The organism is Mariniflexile soesokkakense (assembly GCF_039650365.1).
Classification (GTDB): domain Bacteria; phylum Bacteroidota; class Bacteroidia; order Flavobacteriales; family Flavobacteriaceae; genus Mariniflexile; species Mariniflexile soesokkakense.
Map to the genome: position 1 here is coordinate 675,245 of NZ_JAZHYP010000001.1, position 22,627 is coordinate 697,871.

22 protein-coding genes are annotated in these 22,627 nt (G+C 33.1%); 17 read left to right on the forward strand and 5 right to left on the reverse strand.

Annotated features, from left to right (window positions below):
- Positions 1 to 33 precede the first annotated feature (33 nt).
- From VP395_RS03140 to VP395_RS03170, 7 genes are all read left to right on the forward strand, one after another.
- Positions 34 to 1,005, forward strand: a complete 972-nt coding sequence (locus tag VP395_RS03140) for a stage II sporulation protein M (protein WP_346240251.1) — start codon at positions 34 to 36, stop codon at positions 1,003 to 1,005.
- Entirely contained in the window at positions 1,002 to 1,922 is a 921-nt protein-coding gene (locus VP395_RS03145; protein ID WP_346240252.1) for a hypothetical protein, read from the forward strand. The genes VP395_RS03140 and VP395_RS03145 overlap by 4 nt, the downstream gene beginning before the upstream one ends.
- On the forward strand, positions 1,915 to 2,637 hold the full coding sequence (locus VP395_RS03150; protein WP_346240253.1) for a hypothetical protein: 723 nt from the start codon (positions 1,915 to 1,917) through the stop codon (positions 2,635 to 2,637). The genes VP395_RS03145 and VP395_RS03150 overlap by 8 nt, the downstream gene beginning before the upstream one ends.
- Positions 2,630 to 3,850: a DUF4350 domain-containing protein gene (locus VP395_RS03155; protein ID WP_346240254.1), complete on the forward strand. Its 1,221-nt coding sequence runs from the start codon at positions 2,630 to 2,632 to the stop codon at positions 3,848 to 3,850. The genes VP395_RS03150 and VP395_RS03155 overlap by 8 nt, the downstream gene beginning before the upstream one ends.
- A complete protein-coding gene (locus VP395_RS03160) occupies positions 3,850 to 4,848 on the forward strand; it encodes an AAA family ATPase (RefSeq protein ID WP_346240255.1) in 999 nt (332 codons plus the stop codon). The genes VP395_RS03155 and VP395_RS03160 overlap by 1 nt, the downstream gene beginning before the upstream one ends.
- 27 nt (positions 4,849 to 4,875) lie before the next feature.
- Entirely contained in the window at positions 4,876 to 6,180 is a 1,305-nt protein-coding gene (locus VP395_RS03165) for a DUF58 domain-containing protein (protein ID WP_346240256.1), read from the forward strand.
- Positions 6,181 to 6,337: 157 nt separating this feature from the next.
- Entirely contained in the window at positions 6,338 to 7,282 is a 945-nt protein-coding gene (locus VP395_RS03170) for a hydrogen peroxide-inducible genes activator (RefSeq protein ID WP_346240257.1), read from the forward strand.
- Positions 7,283 to 7,394: 112 nt separating this feature from the next.
- Here VP395_RS03170 and VP395_RS03175 read toward each other — a convergent pair whose 3' ends face one another.
- The 5 genes from VP395_RS03175 to VP395_RS03195 form a co-directional block, all read right to left on the reverse strand.
- Positions 7,395 to 8,387 carry a transporter family protein gene (locus tag VP395_RS03175; protein WP_346240258.1) on the reverse strand — a complete coding sequence of 331 codons (993 nt, stop codon included), beginning with the start codon at positions 8,385 to 8,387 and terminating at the stop codon, positions 7,395 to 7,397.
- On the reverse strand, positions 8,362 to 9,405 hold the full coding sequence (locus VP395_RS03180) for a cytochrome-c peroxidase (RefSeq protein WP_346240259.1): 1,044 nt from the start codon (positions 9,403 to 9,405) through the stop codon (positions 8,362 to 8,364). The genes VP395_RS03175 and VP395_RS03180 overlap by 26 nt, the downstream gene beginning before the upstream one ends.
- A gap of 167 nt (positions 9,406 to 9,572) precedes the next feature.
- Complete coding sequence (locus tag VP395_RS03185) at positions 9,573 to 10,361, reverse strand: MbnP family protein (RefSeq protein ID WP_346240260.1); 789 nt, start codon at positions 10,359 to 10,361, stop codon at positions 9,573 to 9,575.
- Between the two features lie 168 nt (positions 10,362 to 10,529).
- Complete coding sequence (locus VP395_RS03190; protein WP_346240261.1) at positions 10,530 to 10,841, reverse strand: hypothetical protein; 312 nt, start codon at positions 10,839 to 10,841, stop codon at positions 10,530 to 10,532.
- 156 nt (positions 10,842 to 10,997) lie between these two features.
- Positions 10,998 to 11,195 carry a hypothetical protein gene (locus VP395_RS03195; protein ID WP_346240262.1) on the reverse strand — a complete coding sequence of 66 codons (198 nt, stop codon included), beginning with the start codon at positions 11,193 to 11,195 and terminating at the stop codon, positions 10,998 to 11,000.
- A 340-nt stretch (positions 11,196 to 11,535) separates the two neighbouring features.
- Here VP395_RS03195 and VP395_RS03200 point away from each other — a divergent pair, with 340 nt between their 5' ends.
- The 10 genes from VP395_RS03200 to VP395_RS03245 all read left to right on the forward strand — a co-directional run bounded on the left by VP395_RS03200 (position 11,536) and on the right by VP395_RS03245 (position 22,621).
- Entirely contained in the window at positions 11,536 to 13,302 is a 1,767-nt protein-coding gene (locus VP395_RS03200) for an AMP-dependent synthetase/ligase (RefSeq protein ID WP_346240263.1), read from the forward strand.
- Positions 13,303 to 13,401: 99 nt separating this feature from the next.
- Positions 13,402 to 13,848, forward strand: coding sequence for a MarR family winged helix-turn-helix transcriptional regulator (locus tag VP395_RS03205; RefSeq protein ID WP_346240264.1), 447 nt, complete (start codon positions 13,402 to 13,404; stop codon positions 13,846 to 13,848).
- Positions 13,849 to 13,854: 6 nt separating this feature from the next.
- Positions 13,855 to 16,248 (forward strand): 3-hydroxyacyl-CoA dehydrogenase/enoyl-CoA hydratase family protein, encoded by a 2,394-nt coding sequence (locus VP395_RS03210; protein WP_346240265.1) that lies wholly within the window; start codon positions 13,855 to 13,857, stop codon positions 16,246 to 16,248.
- Between the two features lie 101 nt (positions 16,249 to 16,349).
- A complete protein-coding gene (locus VP395_RS03215; RefSeq protein ID WP_346240266.1) occupies positions 16,350 to 17,540 on the forward strand; it encodes an acetyl-CoA C-acyltransferase in 1,191 nt (396 codons plus the stop codon).
- 26 nt (positions 17,541 to 17,566) lie between these two features.
- Positions 17,567 to 17,881, forward strand: a complete 315-nt coding sequence (locus VP395_RS03220) for a four helix bundle protein (RefSeq protein WP_346240267.1) — start codon at positions 17,567 to 17,569, stop codon at positions 17,879 to 17,881.
- 103 nt (positions 17,882 to 17,984) lie between these two features.
- Positions 17,985 to 19,790 (forward strand): acyl-CoA dehydrogenase family protein, encoded by a 1,806-nt coding sequence (locus VP395_RS03225; protein WP_346240268.1) that lies wholly within the window; start codon positions 17,985 to 17,987, stop codon positions 19,788 to 19,790.
- A gap of 179 nt (positions 19,791 to 19,969) precedes the next feature.
- A complete protein-coding gene (locus VP395_RS03230; RefSeq protein WP_346240269.1) occupies positions 19,970 to 20,236 on the forward strand; it encodes a DUF6265 family protein in 267 nt (88 codons plus the stop codon).
- Complete coding sequence (locus VP395_RS03235; RefSeq protein WP_346240270.1) at positions 20,199 to 20,357, forward strand: hypothetical protein; 159 nt, start codon at positions 20,199 to 20,201, stop codon at positions 20,355 to 20,357. Before VP395_RS03230 ends, VP395_RS03235 begins: the two co-directional genes overlap by 38 nt.
- A 42-nt stretch (positions 20,358 to 20,399) precedes the next feature.
- The gene (locus VP395_RS03240; protein WP_346240271.1) at positions 20,400 to 22,043 is read left to right on the forward strand and encodes a M1 family metallopeptidase; all 1,644 of its coding nucleotides are present in this window, start codon (positions 20,400 to 20,402) and stop codon (positions 22,041 to 22,043) included.
- A 5-nt stretch (positions 22,044 to 22,048) separates the two neighbouring features.
- Complete coding sequence (locus VP395_RS03245; RefSeq protein ID WP_346240272.1) at positions 22,049 to 22,621, forward strand: YdeI/OmpD-associated family protein; 573 nt, start codon at positions 22,049 to 22,051, stop codon at positions 22,619 to 22,621.
- The last annotated feature ends 6 nt before the right edge of the window (positions 22,622 to 22,627 follow it).

Here is a 22,627-nt window from a genome sequence, read left to right on the forward strand (position 1 = left end):
AAATGTATATTCGTTCCTAATTAAAATAGTTTTATGCGCGAAGCATCTTTCGTAAAGCAAAATAAGGAAAAATGGATGGTTTTTGAAAGTGCGTTACACAATAATGCAAAAATAAATCCAGACGACTTAGCTTCATACTACATTCATCTTACTAACGACCTTGCTTATGCGCAAACGTATTACCCAGAAAGTAAGACTTTGCTATACTTAAACTCGTTGGCATCAGAAGCGCATCAAAAAATTTACATTACCAAAAGAGAATCAAAAAACAAACTCATATCCTTTTGGAAATATGAATTTCCTTTATTTTTCAAAAGCTATCAAAAAACGTTGCTCTACACGTTTTTAATTTTTATGGTTGCGGTATCTATTGGTGCTATTTCTACTTTAAACGACGACTCATTTGTGCGTTTAATTTTAGGAGACGGCTATGTAAACATGACCATTGAAAACATTGAAAAAGGCGAACCCATGGCAGTTTATAAAAGCGGAAGCAGCATTGGATCCTTTTTGGGCATTACCATAAATAATATTCGGGTCGGCATTATTGCGTTTGCGTTTGGTGTGCTTTTTAGCGTGGGCACTATTTACATTCTTTTTAGCAATGGCATTATGCTAGGTGCTTTTATCTCCTTCTTTTACAACTATGGCATTTTAGAAAAAACATCTACTATTTGGTTGCACGGCACTATTGAAATTTCAGTGATTGTTATTGCTGGTTGCGCAGGTTTAGTGATGGGAAATAGTTTTTTATTCCCTAAAACCTACTCCAGACGTGTGGCATTTACTAAAGGTGCCAAAGACGGATTGAAAATTGTGGTAAGCACTATTCCATTTTTCATCATAGCAGGCTTTATTGAAGGTTTCATTACGAGATATGGCGAACAAATGCCTTGGATACTATCTTATGGCATTATAGGTTGCTCGTTGTATTTAATTATATTTTATTACGTTATTTACCCCATAAAGTTGAACAACACTCATCAATCCGAATTAAAAAAATGAACAAACCCTATATAGAATTACGCAACAGGAACGACTTTGGCGATACCATCAATACCTACTTTCTGTTTCTTAAATACAACTATAAAAAATACACAAGTTTATACTTACGCTACAATGCTATAAGCATCATTCTTTTAATTGTAGCATCTTATTTATTAGTAACTGGTTTTATGGGTTTAGCCAGCAGAGATTTTAGATTTGGAATGAACAACGATGGCAACCAAACCATTTATTTGATTGTTGGAGCCATAATATTGTTTCTTATTTTATTTATTACAGCACTTATAAACTATAGTTTTTCCAGTTCGTATATGGCTGAATATGTTAACACCACAGGTGAAGTGGAGTCGAATAATGTATGGCAAAATATTAAAAGAAATCTAGGTTCTATCATATTATTTATCTTCATTGGCATTGGTCTTTATATTGGCTATGCCATAGTATCCATCATTTTCGCATTCATTCCTTTAATAGGCATGCTAATTCAATATGGCCTCAGTTTTCTATTAGCTGCTTTTTTTGGATTATCTTTTATGGCCATATTTTCAGAAAACAAAGGATTAAGCAATGCCTTGTCTGAAGGTTGGTCGTTTACTTTTTCGAGTTTTGGAAAAGTGATTCTTTATGGTTTGGTAATTGGCATTTTAAATTTGATGATTACGTTTCTAATCATCTCTATTCCTGGTTTTATTATTGGAATTTATGTGTATTTTTCGTTAGAAAGCAACGTCGATTTAGCCACTAACGTATTTGCAAGTGTTGTGTTTACATTAGGGTTTGCCATGTTATTATTATCGTTTATTTATTCGCAAGCCTTATCGCAAATAGCGTATAGCGTGTTGTATTATAATATATTTGAAGAAAAAAACAATGTGTTTTTAATAAAAAAAATTGAGCAAATTGGTATTAATGAATAACCTGAAATACCATAATGCACTAGTTTCATTGGGGTGCTTTCTTAGCTATGGCTACTGCTTTTCGCAAGATGGTATTCAAAAAGACTCTTCAAATATTAAGGTGACTTATTTTAAGGAAGCTATAAAAGAACGTTATAAAGGTGATGATTTTAACTATTCCATAAACGACACAGGTGGTATTAATTTGCTACAACGTGTTCTACAGAAATTCTTTGGATGGTTAAGTGATGTTTTTGGTTTTGATATCGATTATATTAATTACAAGACCCTAGAATACATTGTGTATGGCTTTTTAGGAGTTGCAGCACTTTATTTAGTCATCAAATTCTTAATGCAATCTCCTATAAATTCGGTTTTTAAAACGGACACAAAAGATATTAACGATTTTCAATACGTAGAAGAAAATATTAAAGATGTTAATTTCGACCAGTTAATTGAAGCTGCTTTAAAAGATAACAACTACCGTTTGGCAACCCGTTATTTATATCTAAAATCTTTAAAATTGCTTACCAATAAAGCTATTATTGAATGGCATTATGATAAAACAAATAGTGATTACATAAACGAAATTAAAGACGAACAAACCAAGTTGGTTTTTAAACGTATTTCTTATTTATACGATTATGTATGGTATGGCGAATTCCCTATAGATGAAGCTATTTACACCAAAAACCAATTGGATTTCGACAAATTAAACAGTCTTCGAAATGGATAAACGATCTAAAATAGCATTGTATGCCATTGGAGCGGTGATTGTTTTGATGATGATTGCAGAAATAACCAAACCCAAAGCTTTGAACTGGCGTGATTCTTATGCTGCTGCAGATAAAATTCCATTGGGTTGTTATGTACTTTTTAATGAGTTAAAAGACATTTCAAACAATCCCCTAAAAATTTCAACTAAAACAGCTTTTGAAGCTTTAAAAGATTTAGAAAACACTAAAAAAACCGTTAGTATTTTTATAAATAACGGAATAGGCTTTGATAAACAGGACTCCGAATCACTCCTTAAGTATGTTGAAAATGGCAATTCGGTATTTATAAGTGCAAACTACCTATATGGCGATTTAAGCGACACTTTAAATATTAGAATTGGAACAGATTATAATAATTTTTTCAAAAAACCATCTTTAAACAGTTTTATTAGTCCTAATTTAAAACCCAACGAACGCCACTTTAAAGACGTTATTGAAAATAGTTTTTTCACTAGCATAGACAGTTTAAATGCGGTGGCTTTAGGTACCACCAAAGTTGAAAAAACTGGGGAAATTATTAACGACACCATTCCAGATACCAATATCAATTTTATAAAAATCCCTTTTGGAAAGCATAGCGGAGCGTTTTTTATTCATACCAACCCGTTTGCATTTACAAATTACCATATGCTGAACGATAATGATGCTTATGCAGCAACCGTATTATCGTATTTACCAAAAGATCAAATAATTTGGGATAATTATTATAAAAGCGGTCGCAAGGTTATTACCAGTCCCTTGCGTTTTGTACTTCAAAATCAAGCATTAAAATGGGCTTTTTACATTGCTTTATTGTCATTAATATTATTTGTTATTTTTAGAGGAAAACGTACCCAACGCATCATTCCTGTTGTAGAGCCTTTAAAAAATACCACATTGGATTTTACCAGAACCATTGGCGATTTGTATTACCAACATGGTGACTTCACCAACATCATCACCAATAAAGTTCAGTATTTTTTAGAGCAAATACGGTCTAAATATTACTTAGACACTAATGAATTAAATGAAAATTTCATTTCGAAATTAGCTGTAAAATCATCTAATAAAAAAGAAGACACCAAAGCCTTAATAGACTATATAATGTATTTAAAATCGAAATTGAACCACACCGAAGCCGATTTAATTCAACTTAACAAATTCATAGAATCATTCACAAAAAGCAATATATAATGGAAGAACAAACTACTGAAAATCAAGATGTAAATTTTGAAAGCAGACTCGATTTAAAGCCACTACAAGAACACGTAGAGGCCATAAAAAAAGAAATCGGTAAAATAATAGTTGGGCAAAACGAAATGATTGAATTGCTTATTATTTCCATACTTTCAAACGGACACACCCTTATTGAAGGTGTTCCTGGAGTTGCCAAAACCATTACCGCCAAACTATTGGCAAAAACATTGGCTGTAGATTTTAGCCGAATACAATTCACACCCGATTTAATGCCTAGTGATATTTTAGGAACTTCCATTTTTAATATAAAAACCAATGAGTTTGAATATAAAAAAGGCCCGATTTTCTCGAACGTTATTTTAATTGATGAAATAAATCGTGCACCTGCAAAAACACAAGCTGCTCTTTTTGAAGTGATGGCAGAACGCCAGATTACAATGGATGGCACCAAATATATTATGGGTGCGCCTTTTTTAGTATTTGCTACCCAAAACCCGATTGAACAAGAAGGCACTTACCGATTACCCGAAGCACAATTAGACCGCTTTCTGTTTAAAATAGATGTAGACTACCCCACGCTTGAAAATGAAATTCAAATTTTAATGGAAAACCATCAAAGACAAGATATATTGGATTTTGATGCGGTAGTTCCTGTTTTAAACGCTCAACAAATTGCACATTATCAAAATTTAATAAAGCAAATAGTGGTTGAAAATCATCTTATTACCTATATCGCTTCCATAGTAAACAACACGCGTACCAATGCTAATTTGTATTTAGGCGCTTCACCACGTGCATCTATTTCTATATTAAACGCTGCAAAATCGAATGCCGCTATTTATGGAAGGGATTTTGTGACACCCGACGATATTAAACGCTGTACCAAAGCAGTTTTAAAACACCGTTTAGTATTAACTCCTGAACGTGAAATGGAAGGTTTTACGGTTGAAAAAGTGATAGACCAAATTTTAGAAACTATTGAAATTCCAAGATAGTTGAAGCAGTTTTTTAAAAACATCTACTTGAATACACACTTTTTTGTAAGTGTGAGTGTTCTTGTTTTCTTATTTATTCTGGCATATATTTTTCCAGGGTTATTGGTTATTGCTCAAATGCTGTTTTTTGTTTTTATAGGTTTATTCATTATTGACTTCATCTTATTGTTTAAGCAAAAAGGCTTTTCAGCATCTCGGATTTTACCCGAAAAACTGAGCAATGGTGATGATAATCCTATTGAAATTACACTACAAAACAATTATAATTTCACAAGTAGCATAAAACTTATTGATGAGTTACCATTTCAATACCAAAAACGCGACTTTGAAATTAACACCACATTAGAAAAACAAGAAAACAAAAAAATAACATACACACTTCGCCCTTTAGAACGCGGCGAATACTATTTTGGAAATTTAAATTTGTATGCCACCAGTCCAATTAACTTTATTTCCAGACGTTTTCAATTTGGAAAAGATGCGATGGTGCCAAATTATCCATCGTTTTTACAATTGAAAAAGTACATGCTTTTGGCGTTTTCAAACAAGATTTTTGAATATGGTTTGAAAAAAATTCGTCGTATTGGGCATACTATGGAATTTGAGCAAATAAAACATTATGTTCAAGGTGACGATTTACGAAATATCAACTGGAAAGCCACGGCAAAAAGCAACCAATTAATGGTAAATCAATACCAAGACGAACGCTCGCAACCTGTTTATAGCGTTATTGATAAAGGCCGAGTGATGAAAATGCCATTTGAAGACTTGAGTTTGTTGGATTACGCCATTAATGCATCGTTAGTAATTAGTAATGTGGCTTTAAAAAAGCAAGATAAAGCGGGATTATTTTCATTTTCAAGAAAGGTTGAAAACAGGGTGGTTGCAGAGCGAAGACCCTCGCAAATGAATACCATTCTTGAAACACTTTACAATTTGAATACTGATTTTGTAGAATCAGATTTTTCAAGATTGTATATTGATATCAAACGAAATCTAAATCAGCGTAGTTTATTGTTACTATACACCAATTTTGAAACGTTAGATGCTTTGTACAGGCAATTACCCTATTTAAAAGCCATTGCTAAAAATCATTTGTTAGTAATTATATTTTTTGAAAATACCGAATTGCAAAAGCTTACCCAAAAAAGTGCTGAAACCACCTTTGAAATATTTGAAAAAACCATAGCTGAAAAGTTTATTTATGAGAAAAAATTAATTGTGAACGAACTTCAAAAACATGGCATTCAAAGTATTTTAACGGCCCCAGAGCATTTAACCATCAACACTATTAATAAATACTTAGAAATTAAGGCTAGAGGGCTTCTTTAAAAAAAGTTATGAATTATAAGTTTAGAGTTATGAAATTAAAGAAGAAATTATTTAACTCTGAACCCATAACTCCAAAATCATATTTAATCTATAATTAACACCTGTTTCTATAAATTTTATTGATAGTTTTAATATTTTTGTAGCATAAAATACATCTATGACTATTACACAATTATACTACGTTTTGGCAGTAGCTGAAAACCAAAATTTTACAAAAGCGGCCGAAAAATGTTTTGTGACCCAACCTACTCTAAGTATGCAAATACAAAAGTTGGAAGAAGAACTTGATATTCTAATTTTTGACCGGAGCAAGAAGCCTATTGAATTAACCGAAGTTGGCAGAAAAATAGTAAACCAAGCTAAAAATATTGTAAACGAATCGTATAGAATACAAGATATTGTAGACCAACAAAAAGGTTTTATTGGTGGCGAATTTAAACTAGGAATCATACCAACAGTAATGCCAACACTGTTACCTATGTTTTTAAAAAATTTCATAAAAAAGTATCCAAAAATTAAACTTAAAATAGAAGAATTAACTACTGAAGAAATTATTGACCGCCTTAAAGATGGCCATTTAGATGCCGCTATTGCTGCAACACCTTTAGTAGACGAACATATAAAAGAACGTGTACTTTATTTTGAGCCTTTCGTTAGTTATATTCCTAAAGGCCATAGGCTTCATACTAATAAAAAGATTGATGTTGCAGATTTAGATATAAACGATATGCTATTACTTGAAGATGGGCATTGTTTTAGAGACGGTGTACTTAACTTATGTAAAGCATTCAAAAACAACTCAAATGAAGTGTTTCAATTAGAAAGTGGCAGTATCGAAACCTTAATAAAATTATCGAACGAAGGTTTGGGTATGACGCTACTGCCCTATTTACACACTTTGGATATTAATGTGAATGAGAAGGAAAACCTTCATTATTTTAACGAACCTTCTCCAGCCAGAGAGGTAAGCCTTATTTATCACAAAAGCGAATTAAAAATGCAAATTATTGAAGCGCTACAAGATGTAATATCGGGTGTAGTTCGCGGTGCCATTGCTTTTCAAAATGTGAAAATTATAAGTCCATTACCTTCAAAAAGGTAGTTAATTAAAAAAATGTCTGGTCGAGGGCAGTCGAGACCTAGTTTGCAATCAAATTTAAAAGTTCTCGACTGCGCTCGAACGGACATAAAAGAACATTTTTTTACAGATTAAATTACAACACATAATTCAAATAAATAGTAAATCTGTTATTAGAAGTTACATTACCCCCAAAAAGATGCTGACTTATAGGAAATGTATAATTAGCTCCAATAATAAATTCATCAATCATAAACTCAGAACCAAAAGTGCCATTTACTATGTTACCATTGGTATCTTTTAAGGTTTCGTCAAACTGTTTTATAGAATTGTAAACATCACCCGAAACACCTAAAAACGGGCTTAAAGCCGATTTTTCAAAAGGTACATTATAATATACATTGGAGGCATAACTAAATTGATTTCCAAAACGGTATTCGTTTTTGTTTTTTGTTTTTAAATAATATGTTGCGGTTGTATTAATACCTATTTGATTGTTAGAATAGGTATGCATCACCGAAAAAACAGCATCAAAACTTCCTGTGCCTACTTGAAAACCTGGATTTATTCTATCGGCTAAACTTTCTTCAAAAGAACCTGTTGGTAATTTTGCACCCAAACCAATATTCAATCGGTGTGCCGATAATTCTTTTTCTTCATCTGAACCAACTTCATTTTCAGTTTTCTTTTTATAAAATTTTATTTGATACCAACCGATGATTGACATATCGCCCAAACCATTTCTATGCTCACTTCTATCATTAAACTCTCGGTTTAAACCTTGATAAGGTACAATGGCATTTAGTGAAAAATTTTCACTTATTGGTACGCGACCCCAAAGTTGATAGGTATTGAAACGCTCTGTACTTGTGGGTGAATTGTTAAAAATACCATCTTTCGATTTAAAATCTTGATAAATGTATCTTAAACCCAAAAAACTGACATTGCCTAAAGTTCCAAAACTAGAGCTTCCGCTGCTGGTAGAACACCCACATAAATCGCAAAAATATTCAAACGGATCATGATTATGCGCTGGTGTAGTTTTTGCTTCATTTTGCAAAGGAATACATAAAAATATAATTCCTATGAAAACAGTTTTTGTATTAATATTCTGAAAATCTTGTATCATTTAAAAATTCGTTATCTGTAAGTGTTTTTAAAAAGGCAATGATGCTCTCTTTTTCGTAAGTATTTAGTGTGATACCATATGTATTATCAGCTCTTAAAAGAGATGGATCTACATTTCCATTATCAACAGCACCTGAATTATAAAACTCTAAAACGGCTTCCAGCGTTGTAAATCTTCCATCATGCATATAAGGGAACGTGTTTTCGACATTTCTTAAACTAGGTACTTTAAATTTGTACAAATCGTCAGGGTTTTCAAAAACCACAAAACGCCCTTTATCGTTTAGTTTAGGGCTTATAGACAACCCATTGTTTCTGTACGATTGATCGGTAAACAAATCGGTAGCATGACAGGATGCACATTTATTTTGAAACGTATTCATACCATCTAATTCTGTTTTTGACAAAGTAACATTACCTTCTTTTCTAACGTATTTATCATATTTAGAATTTGAAGACACCATCATAATCATAAACTGCGATAAAGCTTTTAGCATGTTGGACGAATTAATTTCGCCATCATCAAAAGCTTTAGTAAATTGTTTTTTGTAATAAGCATCTTTTTTTAGCTTTTCAACAACATTTGATAAAGTTTCGCCCATTTCCAATTCGCTAGTAAGTGGAATGATGGGTTGGAAATCTAAATGCGTAGCAGATCCATCCCACATAAACTCTTTTTGAAATGCCATGTTTTGGATAGGTGTTGCATTTCTAAACCCAATACCACCATTTACACCATGGCTTAAAGTATGGCCATGATGTGTAAATGCAAAGGCCTGTTCGTGACAAAAGGCACAAGGAATGGCATTATTCGCAGATAGTTTCCCGTCGTAAAACAAGCTTTTACCTAATTCAAAACCTTCTTCGGTCAATGGATTATTTTCCAAATTATAAACGATATCTGGAAAGTTTGATGGCAAATCTAATGTTAAAGGTCTTGGTATATAATCACCCTCATCATTTGAGCACGACACTAAAAAAAGCTGAACAAAAATAATTGTGACAAATATTTTTTTCATCTGTTAAATTTTATTGTTTTTGAAGTCAGATGCAATATCCAAATAATCATTTTTGTTTGATTTAAAGCGCAATTAATGGATATTTCATTGTTTTAAATATTGCACCATATGTAGATATGTCTAAAAAGTAGTTTTAAAACTACTTTTTAGACATATCTATTTATAACTTAATTATTGTGTACATGGTGTGCTTCGAAAATGCCCTTTAAATTATTGGCAATTACCGGTGTAGTTGTCGCATTTGTATGTACTTGATTGTAACCATCGGCAAAATTTACAGATGTTTCACCATCAAAAACTTTTGAAATATCAGCTACAATATGAACTTCAGGATATGCTATTTCACGCACTCTTACTGTATTTGGGAAAGTTAAAGTAACTTCTTTGTAATTATCTAAAGAGGTGCCAACACTACCCATATGTAAAGCTAGAGCGCCATTGGTAACAGTTGCATCCGTATATGTACCGTCAAAGCGCATAAATCTGTATCCTGTTGCCCACGACCACATCATGCCGGCAGCTTGTGCTTCAGCAAGAAAATTTCCTTGACCATTGGCTCCAAGTGCGTAACGATTTTGGTCTATACCTACACCAAAAGTAACTTCAGTATAATCGGCTGAAGCTACATCATCCAATGTAATTAATATTTCACCTGCAGTATTTCCATTGGCTTCATCTACAATAAACACATTTTTTTCAGCTGGGTACGTAAACACATTTCCTTTAGAATCTTTAATCCTTACATTACTTATAATGTATTTTAAAGTTGTAAGTTTATACGATTCGCTGTTGGATTTATTGTAAGATGTTCCAAAAATAAAATCTTGATTTCCTACACTGTTATCAAATTTTAAAGTTAAAGTTCCTGTTTGTCCTTCTAGGTTTTCATCATCAGACGAACATGATATGATTGATACGCATAGCAATAATGCAAATGCAATTTTAGTAATTTTCATTTGTAAATTTTTATTGTTTTTTTAATTGTCAAATGTAACATCCACAGAGTCCTTCATCAATGAAAACAAGGTGTAATCATAGATGTTTCATTTGTTATAAATTTAATATTGTCGTGCTATTATTGGCAAGCACTTTAAAGCCTTGTAAAAAAACTGAAATATTAAATTTTAAGAAATTGGAGGTTTGTATGCTTTAGATTCATGCAAAAAGAAATAGGTGTTGCCATAGCAAAAACTATCTTTTTTAGAAGCATCAATAACTGGGTTGTTAAACTTGATATCTTGAGAAATAGATATAAACACGGGTATAAATGATTCGAAAACAGCTCTTAGAGACTTGTTGCTGTCATCATTTTTATTTGAAGTTTCACTTAGCTGGGTTGCTAAATGACATTTACCATTACATTGAAACTCTGGCTTATCTTTATTTACACAGTATTTTTGAATAATGGCGTCTATATTCAATTCAAAATAAACCAATTGCCCAATATAGTATGCCGGACGAATGGAAAAGCAAAATAAAAGAAATATAGTAATAAACTTTTTCAGCTGATTTTTTTTTTTGCAAATATACAATTCAACTGAATACTTTAGCTGATTTTTGCCATAAAAAAAACGACCAAATGGTCGCTTTTTTTATGGTTTTAAATAAATTAAACATTGATTTAATTCTGGGTTCTGCTGTACAAGAGAAAGAATAAATGATTTAAGCTCTTCTAACTCGTGAGGCAATAAACGTTGTACTGCCTTTTGTACTTCTTTGCAAAACAATGATGCGTCAAAACTAACTTTTTTAAGCACAGTTTTTGTATAATCAAGCATTGCTCTTGCCATAATTTTGTAAGGTTTTGGTTAGATAAAGGTAGATTTATTAATAAGCTGTGTTATTTTAAATAAGTGTTTAAATTTAATAAAAAATATTAAGTTTTTGTAAGTTTTAATTAAAATTAACGTTTTGTTATCTTTAAAAGTAACTGTTTATATTCAACTAATATATTTGATGCTCCTTGTTTTAAAAGCTCATAATAAAACACCTTTGAAACCTTTAAAATCATAAAAGAAAAGTATTAAGCCAAATTATTGTATGAATTAATTTCTTTTCAGATCACTTCTTTAGCGATTTGAAAATCTCTTTTATTTTCATACTTTGCACTAACTAAACCAAGGTAATATAATGGCTGAGATAACTAAACTTTTTGACTTTCCTTATCATCAATTAAAAACGCATAAATTAGAAAAGGCGTTCAACACAAAATATAATGGCATTTGGAAATCAACATCTACTCAAGAATTTATCAATCAAGCCAATGCCATAAGTAGAGGTTTGTTACGCTTAGGTATAAAACCAAACGATAAAATTGCTGTTATCTCTTCAACAAATAGAACCGAATGGAATGTTTTAGATATTGGTGTATTACAAACTGGTGCTCAAAATGTACCTATATATCCAACAATTTCTTCAGATGATTATAAATACATTTTAAATCATTCCGAAGCTGTTTATTGTTTTGTTTCTGATGCTGAAGTTCTTGAAAAATTAAACACTATAAAAAACAAAACCAACCTTAAAAACGTATATACTTTTGATATCATTAAAGGTGAAAACAATTGGACCGATATATTAGAACTAGGCAAAGACACAAGTAATCAAACAGAAGTTGAAGCTAGAAAAGAAGCCGTAGACCCTTCTGATTTGGCTACACTAATTTACACCTCCGGAACAACAGGGAAACCAAAAGGGGTTATGCTTTCCCACCGAAACATAGTTTCCAATGTACTTTCGGCACAACTTAATTTTCCATTGAAATATGGTGATAATGCTTTAAGTTTCTTACCCATCTGCCATATTTTTGAACGGGTTTTTTTGTATCTATATCAATATACCTGTATTGAAATTTATTTTGCTGAAGCCATGGATAAAATAGGTGATAATGCTAAGGAAGTAAAACCTGCTACTATGACCGTTGTCCCAAGATTAATAGAAAAGGTATATGATAAAATCATGGCTAAAGGTACTGAGTTAAACGGCATTAAAAAGATGTTATTTTTTTGGGCAGTAGGTGTTGGAGTTAAGTTTGAGCCTTATAAACAGAATGGTTGGTGGTACGAACTAAAATTGGCAATAGCACGCAAACTTATTTTTAAAAAATGGCAACTAGCCCTAGGAGGCAATATAGTTTTTATGGCATCTGGAAGCGCTGCACTACAATCTCGATTAGGACGTGTATTTGCTGCTGCTAACATGCCCATCATGGAATGCTATGGGCTAACAGAAACATCTCCTGGCGTTTCAGCAAGCGACAAAAGAAACCATGGTTGGAAAATTGGATACGTTGGTAAAATAATTAAAGGTGTTGAAGTTAAAATTGCAGAAGATGGCGAAATTTTAGTTAAAGGCCCCAACGTTATGATGGGTTATTATAAAGAAGAAGATAAAACTGCTGAAGTAATGACCGGCGATTATTTCCACACTGGTGATATTGGTGAAATTGATTCAGATGGGTTTTTAAAAATCACAGACAGAAAAAAGGAAATGTTTAAAACCTCTGGCGGAAAATACGTAGCTCCTGCACTTATAGAAAATCAACTTAAACAATCACACTTTATAGACCAAATCATGGTAATAGGTGAAGGCGAAAAAATGCCAGCAGCCTTAATTCAAATTAATTTTGACTTTGTCAATGAGTGGGCTAAAAAACACAATATTGCTTTCAACAATAGCAGTGAGCTTGTAGCAAACCCAAAACTGCTTGAACGCATACAAAACGAAATAGACAAAGCCAATACCAACTTTGGCAATTGGGAGCAAATAAAAAAGTTTGAGATAACACCAGATGTATGGTCTATAGATGCGGGACACCTAACCCCTACCATGAAATTAAAGCGTAAAATTATTAAAGAAAAATACGCTAAGCTTATAGAAAAAATTTACAGACCTTAGCTTTAAACTTATAAAATCCAAAAAAACGACATAATTTTTCTTAACATATTATGCATGCATAATATATTTTCATATATTTGGTATAACCAACCAAAAAAAATGAAAGAAAGAACAATTGATTACATATTACGAACTACATGGCTTGCTGTTCAAAAAATGTATAATGAAGAAGCAGCTAAATTTGGAAGTACTATGGCAACGGGGTTTACACTATTGAGTATAGACCCAGAAAAAGGCACTCCATCAACTGCATTAGGCCCTAAAATGGGAATGGAAGCTACCAGTATATCTAGATTACTAAAAACCATGGAAACTAAAGGATTAATTGAACGCCATCCCAATCCAGAAGACGGAAGAGGTGTAATCATTAAACTTTCCGAGTTTGGACGCCAAAAGCGAGTCCTTACAAAAGATAAGGTTCTAAACTTTAATGAAACCATCAAAGAAAATATATCAGAAGAAAAATTAAATACGTTCTATGAAGTAGCCGATTTAATCAATGATATGGTTTCAAATAAAAAAATATTCGATCAAAACGACAAGTAATTTAAAATGAGCAAACGAAGAATTAAAAAAGTAGCCATTATTGGCTCTGGAATTATGGGAAGTGGTATTGCATGTCATTTCGCAAATATTGGTGTAGACGTATTATTGCTTGATATTGTTCCTAGAGAATTAAATGATGCCGAAAAAGCAAAAGGATTAACGCTTAAAGATAAAGTAGTAAGAAACCGACTGGTAAACGAGGCATTGACTACTTCATTAAAATCGAAACCGGCTCCTATTTATCATCCAAACTTTGCCAATAGAATTACTACAGGCAATTTAGAGGATGATATTGCTAAAGTTTCTCAAGTAGATTGGATTATGGAGGTCGTTGTTGAACGTTTAGATATTAAAAAAAGTGTCTTCGAAAAACTTGAAAAACACAGAACACCTGGTACTTTAATTACCTCGAACACTTCAGGTATCCCTATTCATTTCATGAGTGAAGGACGTTCAGAAGATTTTCAAAAGCATTTCTGTGGTACGCATTTTTTTAACCCTGCACGCTATTTAAGGTTATTCGAAATTATTCCTGGACCAAAAACAGATACTTCAGTTATTGAATTTTTAAATGGATATGGTGAACAATTTTTAGGAAAAACTTCGGTAATTGCTAAAGATACGCCCGCTTTTATTGGAAACCGTATTGGAATTTTTGGTATTCAAAGTTTATTTCATCAAGTAAAAACATTAGGATTATCCGTTGAAGAAATTGATAAACTAACAGGACCAGTAATAGGACGTCCAAAATCGGCAACCTTTAGAACCGTTGATGTAGTTGGGTTAGATACCTTAGTACATGTATCCAACGGTATTTATGAGAATTGCCCTAACGACGAAGCTCATGAACTCTTCAAACTACCAGATTTCATCAATAAAATGATGGAAAACAAATGGCTGGGAAGTAAAACAGGACAAGGTTTCTACAAGAAAGAAGGTAGAGATATTTTAGCTTTAGATCTTAACACTTTAGAATATAAACCATCTAAAAAAGCCAGTTTTGCCACATTAGAATTAACAAAATCTGTAGATAAAGTTATCGACCGATTTAAAATTTTAGTTTCTGGAAAAGATAAAGCTGGTGATTTTTATAGAAAAAATTTCGCTTCTATATTTGCCTATGTTTCAAACAGAATTCCTGAAATTACCGAAGAACTCTATAAAATAGATGATGCTATGAAAGCAGGGTTTGGTTGGGAGCATGGTCCTTTCCAAATTTGGGATGCTATAGGTGTTGAAAAGGGCATTGAAATAATGAGAGGCGAAGGACTAGAACCTGCTGCCTGGGTAAATCATATGCTTGCATCTGGTAGCAAATCATTTTATTCTGTAAAAGAAGGTGCCACCTATTTTTATGACATCCCTACTAAAAATCAAGAAAAAATACCAGGGCAAGATGCTTTTATTATTTTAGATAATATTCGAAAATCTAAAGAAGTATTTAAAAACACAGGTGTTGTAATTGAAGATTTGGGCGATGGTATTTTAAATTGCGAATTTCAGTCTAAAATGAATACCATAGGCGGCGATGTTTTAGCTGGTTTAAATAAAGCTATTGATATTGCCGAAAAAGATTTTGCTGGTTTAGTTATAGGAAATCAAGGAGCAAATTTCTCAGTTGGTGCAAACATAGGTATGATTTTTATGATGGCCGTTGAGCAGGAATATGATGAATTAAATGCCGCTATAAAATATTTTCAAGATACTATGATGCGTATGCGTTATTCGTCTATACCAACTGTATCAGCACCTCATGGAATGACACTTGGTGGTGGCTGTGAGTTATCCATGCATGTTGACAAAGTAGTTGCTGCTGCTGAAACTTATATTGGATTAGTGGAATTTGGTGTTGGTGTTATCCCTGGTGGTGGTGGTTCTAAAGAAATGGCTTTAAGGGCATCAGATTCTTTCAAAAAAGGTGATGTAGAATTGAACACGCTACAAGAATATTTTTTAACTATCGGTATGGCAAAAGTAGCAACATCAGCTTATGAAGCATTCGATATGGGTGTGCTTCAAAAAGGAAAAGATGTAGTTATTATAAACAAAGACCGTCAATTAGCTACCGCAAAAGCCTATGCTAAAATAATGGCAGAAACTGGTTATACTCAACCTGTAAAACGTACCGATGTTAAAGTTTTAGGAAAACAAGCATTAGGCATGTTTTTAGTGGGAACAGGTTCTATGGAAGCGGCTAACTTTATTAGTGAACACGACCATAAAATAGCCAACAAATTAGCTTATGTTATGGCTGGAGGCGACTTATCTGAACCTACTTTTGTAAGCGAACAATATTTATTAGACCTAGAACGTGAAGCCTTTTTAAGTTTATGCACTGAACGTAAAACCTTAGAGCGTATTCAACACATGTTAAAAACAGGGAAACCGCTTCGCAACTAGTTGTGACGCTATAAGCCTTATGCCTTAATAAGCAATGGGCTAAAATTATTTATAAATACATAAGCTTAAAGCATACTGCTTAAAGCCTAAAGCATAGAAAAATGAAACAAGCATATATAGTAAAAGCATATAGAACTGCTGTTGGTAAGGCCCCTAAAGGTGTTTTTCGATTTAAACGTGCAGATGAATTGGGTGCAGAAACCATCCAATACATGATGAAAGAATTACCAAATTTGGATGTAAAACGTATTGACGACGTTATTGTTGGTAATGCGATGCCTGAAGGTGCACAAGGTCTAAACATGGCACGTTTTATCTCGTTAATAGGATTAAACAGTGTGGACGTACCCGGAGTAACCGTAAATCGTTTTTGTTCTTCTGGAATTGAAACGATTGCTATTGCAGCAGCAAAAATTCAAGCAGGAATGGCCGATTGCATTATAGCTGGAGGTTCAGAAAGTATGAGTTCGGTGCCTATGACGGGTTTTAAACCCGAATTAAATTACGATACCGTAAAAGCTGGACATGAAGATTACTATTGGGGTATGGGAAACACCGCCGAAGCGGTTGCTAACCAATTTAAAGTGTCTCGTGAAGACCAAGATGCATTTGCTTACAACTCACATATGAAGGCATTGAAAGCTTTAGCTGAAAATAGATTTCAAGACCAAATTGTTCCTATAAATGTGGAGCAAGTTTATATTGATGCAAACGGAAAAAAAGCAACGAAATCTTACACTGTAACTAAAGATGAAGGTCCTCGTACTGGAACTAGTCTTGAAGCTTTAGCTAATTTAAAGCCTGTTTTTGCTGCAGGTGGAAGCGTAACCGCAGGAAACTCATCACAAATGAGTGATGGTGCTGCTTTTGTAATGGTTATGAGTGAAGATATGATTAAAGAATTAAATCTGGAGCCTATTGCCCGTTTGGTAAGTTATGCCGCTGCTGGAGTAGAGCCCCGCATTATGGGTATTGGTCCTGTAAAAGCGATTCCAAAGGCATTAAATTTTGCGGGATTACAACAAAAAGATTTAGAACTTATCGAATTAAACGAAGCTTTTGCATCACAATCACTAGCCGTAATAAGAGAATTAAACCTCAATCCAGATATTGTAAATGTGAATGGAGGCGCTATTGCCTTAGGACATCCACTGGGTTGTACAGGTGCTAAATTATCGGTACAGCTATTTGATGAAATGCGCAAACGTAACATGAAAGGTAAATATGGCGCTGTTACCATGTGTGTGGGTACTGGACAAGGTGCTTGTGGCATTTTTGAATTTCTTAACTAAGCGTAAAGAAAAAAAGACTGTTAAGAATGGCTTTTAGAAAACGGCATAATTATAAAAATTTAAAAATTTGGCAACTTAGACTTGAAATAACTAATGATATTTCAGATACTTTAATAGAGTTCCCAAAACATGAACATTATGATTTGTCTTCACAAATGAGTCGATGTTCCGTTTCAATCCCTAGTAATATAGCAGAAGGTTCAGCTAAAACAGATAAATCTTTTAGTAATTATCTAGATATCGCTTTAGGATCTTCCTTTAAATCAGGAACACAATTATTGGTAGCAAATCACATAAAATATATTAATGCTGATATCTTAAAAAACTTGAAAATAAAATAGAAGAGTTTCAAAGAATGACCATGGGTTTTCAAAATGGTCTAAACAATAATAGCTAAAAGTCTATTATCTATATTCTTTTATCTCTTTTCTAAAACAAACAATTATGGAAGAAAAAAATATTTTGAGAGGCGGTCAATTTTTAGTTGTAGAATCAAAATGTGAAGACATTTTCACCCCCGAAGATTTCTCGGAGGAACAATCGATGATGAAAGAAGCTGTTACTGAGTTTGTTGACAGAGAAATATGGCCAAATAAAGCGCGCTTTGAAGCCAAAGATTATGCCTTAACAGAATCTTGCATGCGAAAAGCTGGCGAGATGGGGTTCTTAGGTGTTTCTGTTCCTGTTGAATACGGCGGTATGGGAATGGGGTTTATAGATACCATGTTAGTGTGTGACTATATTTCTGGTGCCACAGGATCTTTTAGTACCGCTTTTGGCGCACACACTGGTATTGGTACCATGCCAATAACACTATACGGAACCGAAGAACAAAAACAAAAATATGTGCCAAAATTAGCTACTGGTGAGTGGTTTGGCTCGTATTGTTTAACAGAGCCTAGCGCAGGTAGTGATGCTAATTCTGGAAAAACAAAAGCTGTTTTATCTGCTGATGGTAAATCATATAGCATCACAGGACAAAAAATGTGGATTTCTAATGCAGGATTTTGTAGCCTAATGATTGTATTTGCACGTATTGAAGACGATAAAAACATTACAGGTTTTATTGTTGAATACGATAAAAACAACCCTAATGGCATTACTATGGGTGAAGAAGAACACAAACTAGGCATTCGTGCATCTTCAACTAGGCAAGTGTTTTTTAATGATACCGTTGTTCCTGTTGAAAATATGCTCTCTACTAGGGGCAACGGATTTAAAATAGCTATGAACGCCTTAAATGTGGGTAGAATTAAACTAGCTGCAGCTTGTTTAGATGCTCAACGTCGTACTATTACAGAATCTGTTAAATACGCCAATGAACGTATTCAGTTTAAAACACCTATTTCCAGTTTTGGGGCTATCCGTCAAAAAATAGCAGAAATGGCAACCAACTGTTGGGTTGGAGAAGCCGCAAGTTATCGCGCTGCAAAAAATATTGAAGACCGTATTGTTCTTCGCAAAAGTAATGGGAAAGACACCCACCAAGAAGCAGAACTTAAAGGTGTTGAGGAATATGCCATTGAATGTTCTATTTTGAAAGTAGCTGTTTCTGAATTCACTCAAAAATGTACAGACGAAGGTATTCAAATTTTTGGAGGTATGGGCTTCTCTGAAGAAACACCTATTGAATCGGCTTGGAGAGATGCGCGTATTGCTAGAATTTACGAAGGCACCAATGAAATTAATCGCATGCTAAGTATTGGCATGCTTATTAAAAAAGCCATGAAGGGCCATGTAGACTTATTGGGTCCAGCAACTGCTGTCGCTAATGAACTAACAGGTATCCCATCATTTGACACACCTGATTTTTCAGAATTATTTTCAGAAGAAAAAAGCATCATAGCCAATCTTAAAAAATTATTTTTAATGGTAGCTGGTGCTGCACTACAAAAATATGGCGAAGAAATTGAAAAGCATCAACAACTTATGTTAGCGGCCTCCGATATTTTAATTCAAATATATCTAGCTGAATCTGCTATCTTACGGGCAGAAAAAATCGCTAAGAAAGAAGGTGAAGCAAAAGCTAAAGAACATATCGCCATGGCAAAATTAAATTTATTCCATGCTATAGATGTTATTGAAACAGCAGGTAAACACTCCATAATTTCATTCTCAACTGGAGATGAACAACGTATGATGCTTATGGGATTAAAGCGTTACATTAAATATGTAAATATGCCAAACATTATCGAATTAAGGAATATTATAGCTAATAAAGTTATTAAAGAAAATAAATATTGCTTTTAAGAGCAATCAATTACAGTGACTAACTCAATTCTTAAAGCGTTTCAAAGATATATTTTTGAAACGTTTTTTAATTTTAAGTATTTTAGTAAAAAATAATAAATGAAGAAATCAAGTCTTATCGTTCTGCTTTTTATAACCATTTCAATTTATGCACAAGAAAAACAAGTACTTGACCTACATTGAAAAACATTGCTTGGATAGCAGGAAATTGGAAAGGTGAAGCATTTGGTGGATTAATCGAAGATAATTGGAGCGAACCTTCAGGTGATTCTATGATGGCAACCTTCAAATTAACAGTAAATAACAAAGTTGCTTTTTATGAAACAGAAATAATTAGAGAAGTAAATAACACATTAATTCTTCAATTAAAACATTTTAACAACAATTTAAAGGAATGGGAGACTAAAGATGAACAGTCGATTTCCATTAAAAGAAATTACAGTTAACAAAGTGGTTTTTGAAGGCATGGTTTTTGAAAAAATAAATGCCAATGAAATAAATATTTATGTAGACACCCATAAAGAAAATGGTACTATTGAAACTGTAAAATTCAATTATAAAAAATAACTTTTAAATCGAAAATATATTTTAAAATTCAGAAACAATCTTATGACACATCGTTTTTTAATAACCTTTCTACTCTTTTGTTTTTCACTCATTTCTGTAAAAGCGCAATTACTTTCAGAAAAAAACAATTTCACAAGGCAAGATAGCTTAAGAGGTAGCATTACCCCAGAGCGTGCTTGGTGGGATTTAACTTATTACCATTTAGATATTAAAGTAAATCCGGACGAAAAGTATATTTCTGGAAAAAACACCATTCAGTATAAAGTACTTGAAAGCAAATCGGTAATGCAAATTGATTTACAGCCACCTTTAAAAATCACGAAAGTAATTCAGAATAATAAAGAATTAGATGTAAAGCATGATGGCAATGCCCATTTTATAACCTTAGTAGACAGTCAAAACCCAAACGAAATAAATAGCATTGACGTCTATTATGAAGGCCATCCAAGAGAAGCGGTTAAAGCTCCTTGGGATGGTGGAATTTCTTGGAAAAAAGATACAAACGGCAATCATTTTATAGCCTCTTCTTGCCAAGGTTTGGGTGCCAGTGTTTGGTGGCCCTGTAAAGACCACATGTACGATGAAGTAGACAGTATGCTTATTAGCGTCAATGTGCCTGATAATCTAATAAATGTTTCTAACGGTAGGCTAAGAAGCATAGAGCAAATTGAAGATACCAAAACTTACTCATGGATAATAAAAAACCCTATCAATAATTACGGTGTTAACATCAATATAGGCGATTATGTGAATTTTTCAGAAGTCTATGATGGCGAAGGAGGTAATTTAGACATGAACTATTATGTACTAAGAGACAATCTTGAGAAAGCGAAAGAACATTTTAAAGATGCACCTAAAATGATGAAAGCTTTCGAGCATTGGTTTGGTCAATATCCATTTTATGCAGATAGTTTTAAATTAGTTGAAGTACCTTATTTAGGCATGGAGCATCAAAGTTCAGTCACCTATGGAAACCAATACAAAAAGGGGTATTTAGGGAATGATTGGTCTGGAACCGGATGGGGATTAAAGTTTGATTATATTATAATTCATGAGGCCGGACATGAATGGTTTGCAAACAACATCACTTATAAAGATGCGGCAGATATGTGGATTCATGAGAGCTTCACCTGTTATTCAGAAAGTTTATTTTTAGATTATCACTATGGCAACAAAGCTGCTTCGGAATATGTTATTGGGCTTCGTAAAAATATTGAAAATGACCGACCCATCATTGGTTTTTATAATGTGAATAAGGAAGGTTCTAGCGATATGTATTTTAAAGGAGCCAATATACTTCACACATTAAGACAGCTTATTGAAGATGATGAAAAATGGCGCCAAATATTACGAGGTTTGAACAGAACATTCTACCATCAAACCGTTACCACAAAACAAATTGAAGATTATATTTCAAAAGAAACAGGTATCGATTTAACTGAATTTTTTAATCAATATTTAAGAACCATTAAAATACCAACTTTAGAATATAAAATCGAGAACAAGGAACTAAAATACAGATGGACAAACATAATTGATAAGTTTGATATGCCCATTCAAGTAACTATAAATGGTAAAGAAGAATGGTTATTTCCAAAAGCCGACTGGAAAACTAAATCTTTAGATATTAAAAACACTTCTTTTGAAATAAATCCCGATTTTTATGTTAATTCTAAAAAACTTTAATTCGTTTGGAATTACCCGAGCTATATTTTAAAACAGATAAAGAATGGCGCGATTGGTTGCACAAAAACCACCAATATTACAAAGGTGCTTACCTCATCTTCTATAAAGTAGAGCACGAAAACGATTCTATGCGCTGGGAAGAAGCTGTAAAAGTAGCCCTGTGTTATGGTTGGATAGATTCTACTGTAAAAAGTTTGGGCAATGGGAAACGCAGACAATATTTTACACCAAGAAATGAAAAAAGTGTTTGGAGCGCTTTAAACAAAAAGCATTTAGAGGATTTAATTTCTGAAAACTTAATGCATGAAAGTGGTTTAAAAATTATTGAAATTGCCAAACAAAACGGTAGTTGGGAAGCCCTTGATGCTGTTGAAAATGGCATTATTCCAGAAGATTTACAAACTGAATTTGAGAAAAACCCAAAAGCTTTTGAAAACTACCAAAACTTTGCACCTTCTTACAGAAAAAGTTATTTATACTGGCTAAACCAAGCAAAACGAGAAGGAACAAGACAAAAGCGCATAACTGAAATTATTCAATTATGCGCTAATAATATTAAAAGTAGAGACAGTCGCTAAACCAAA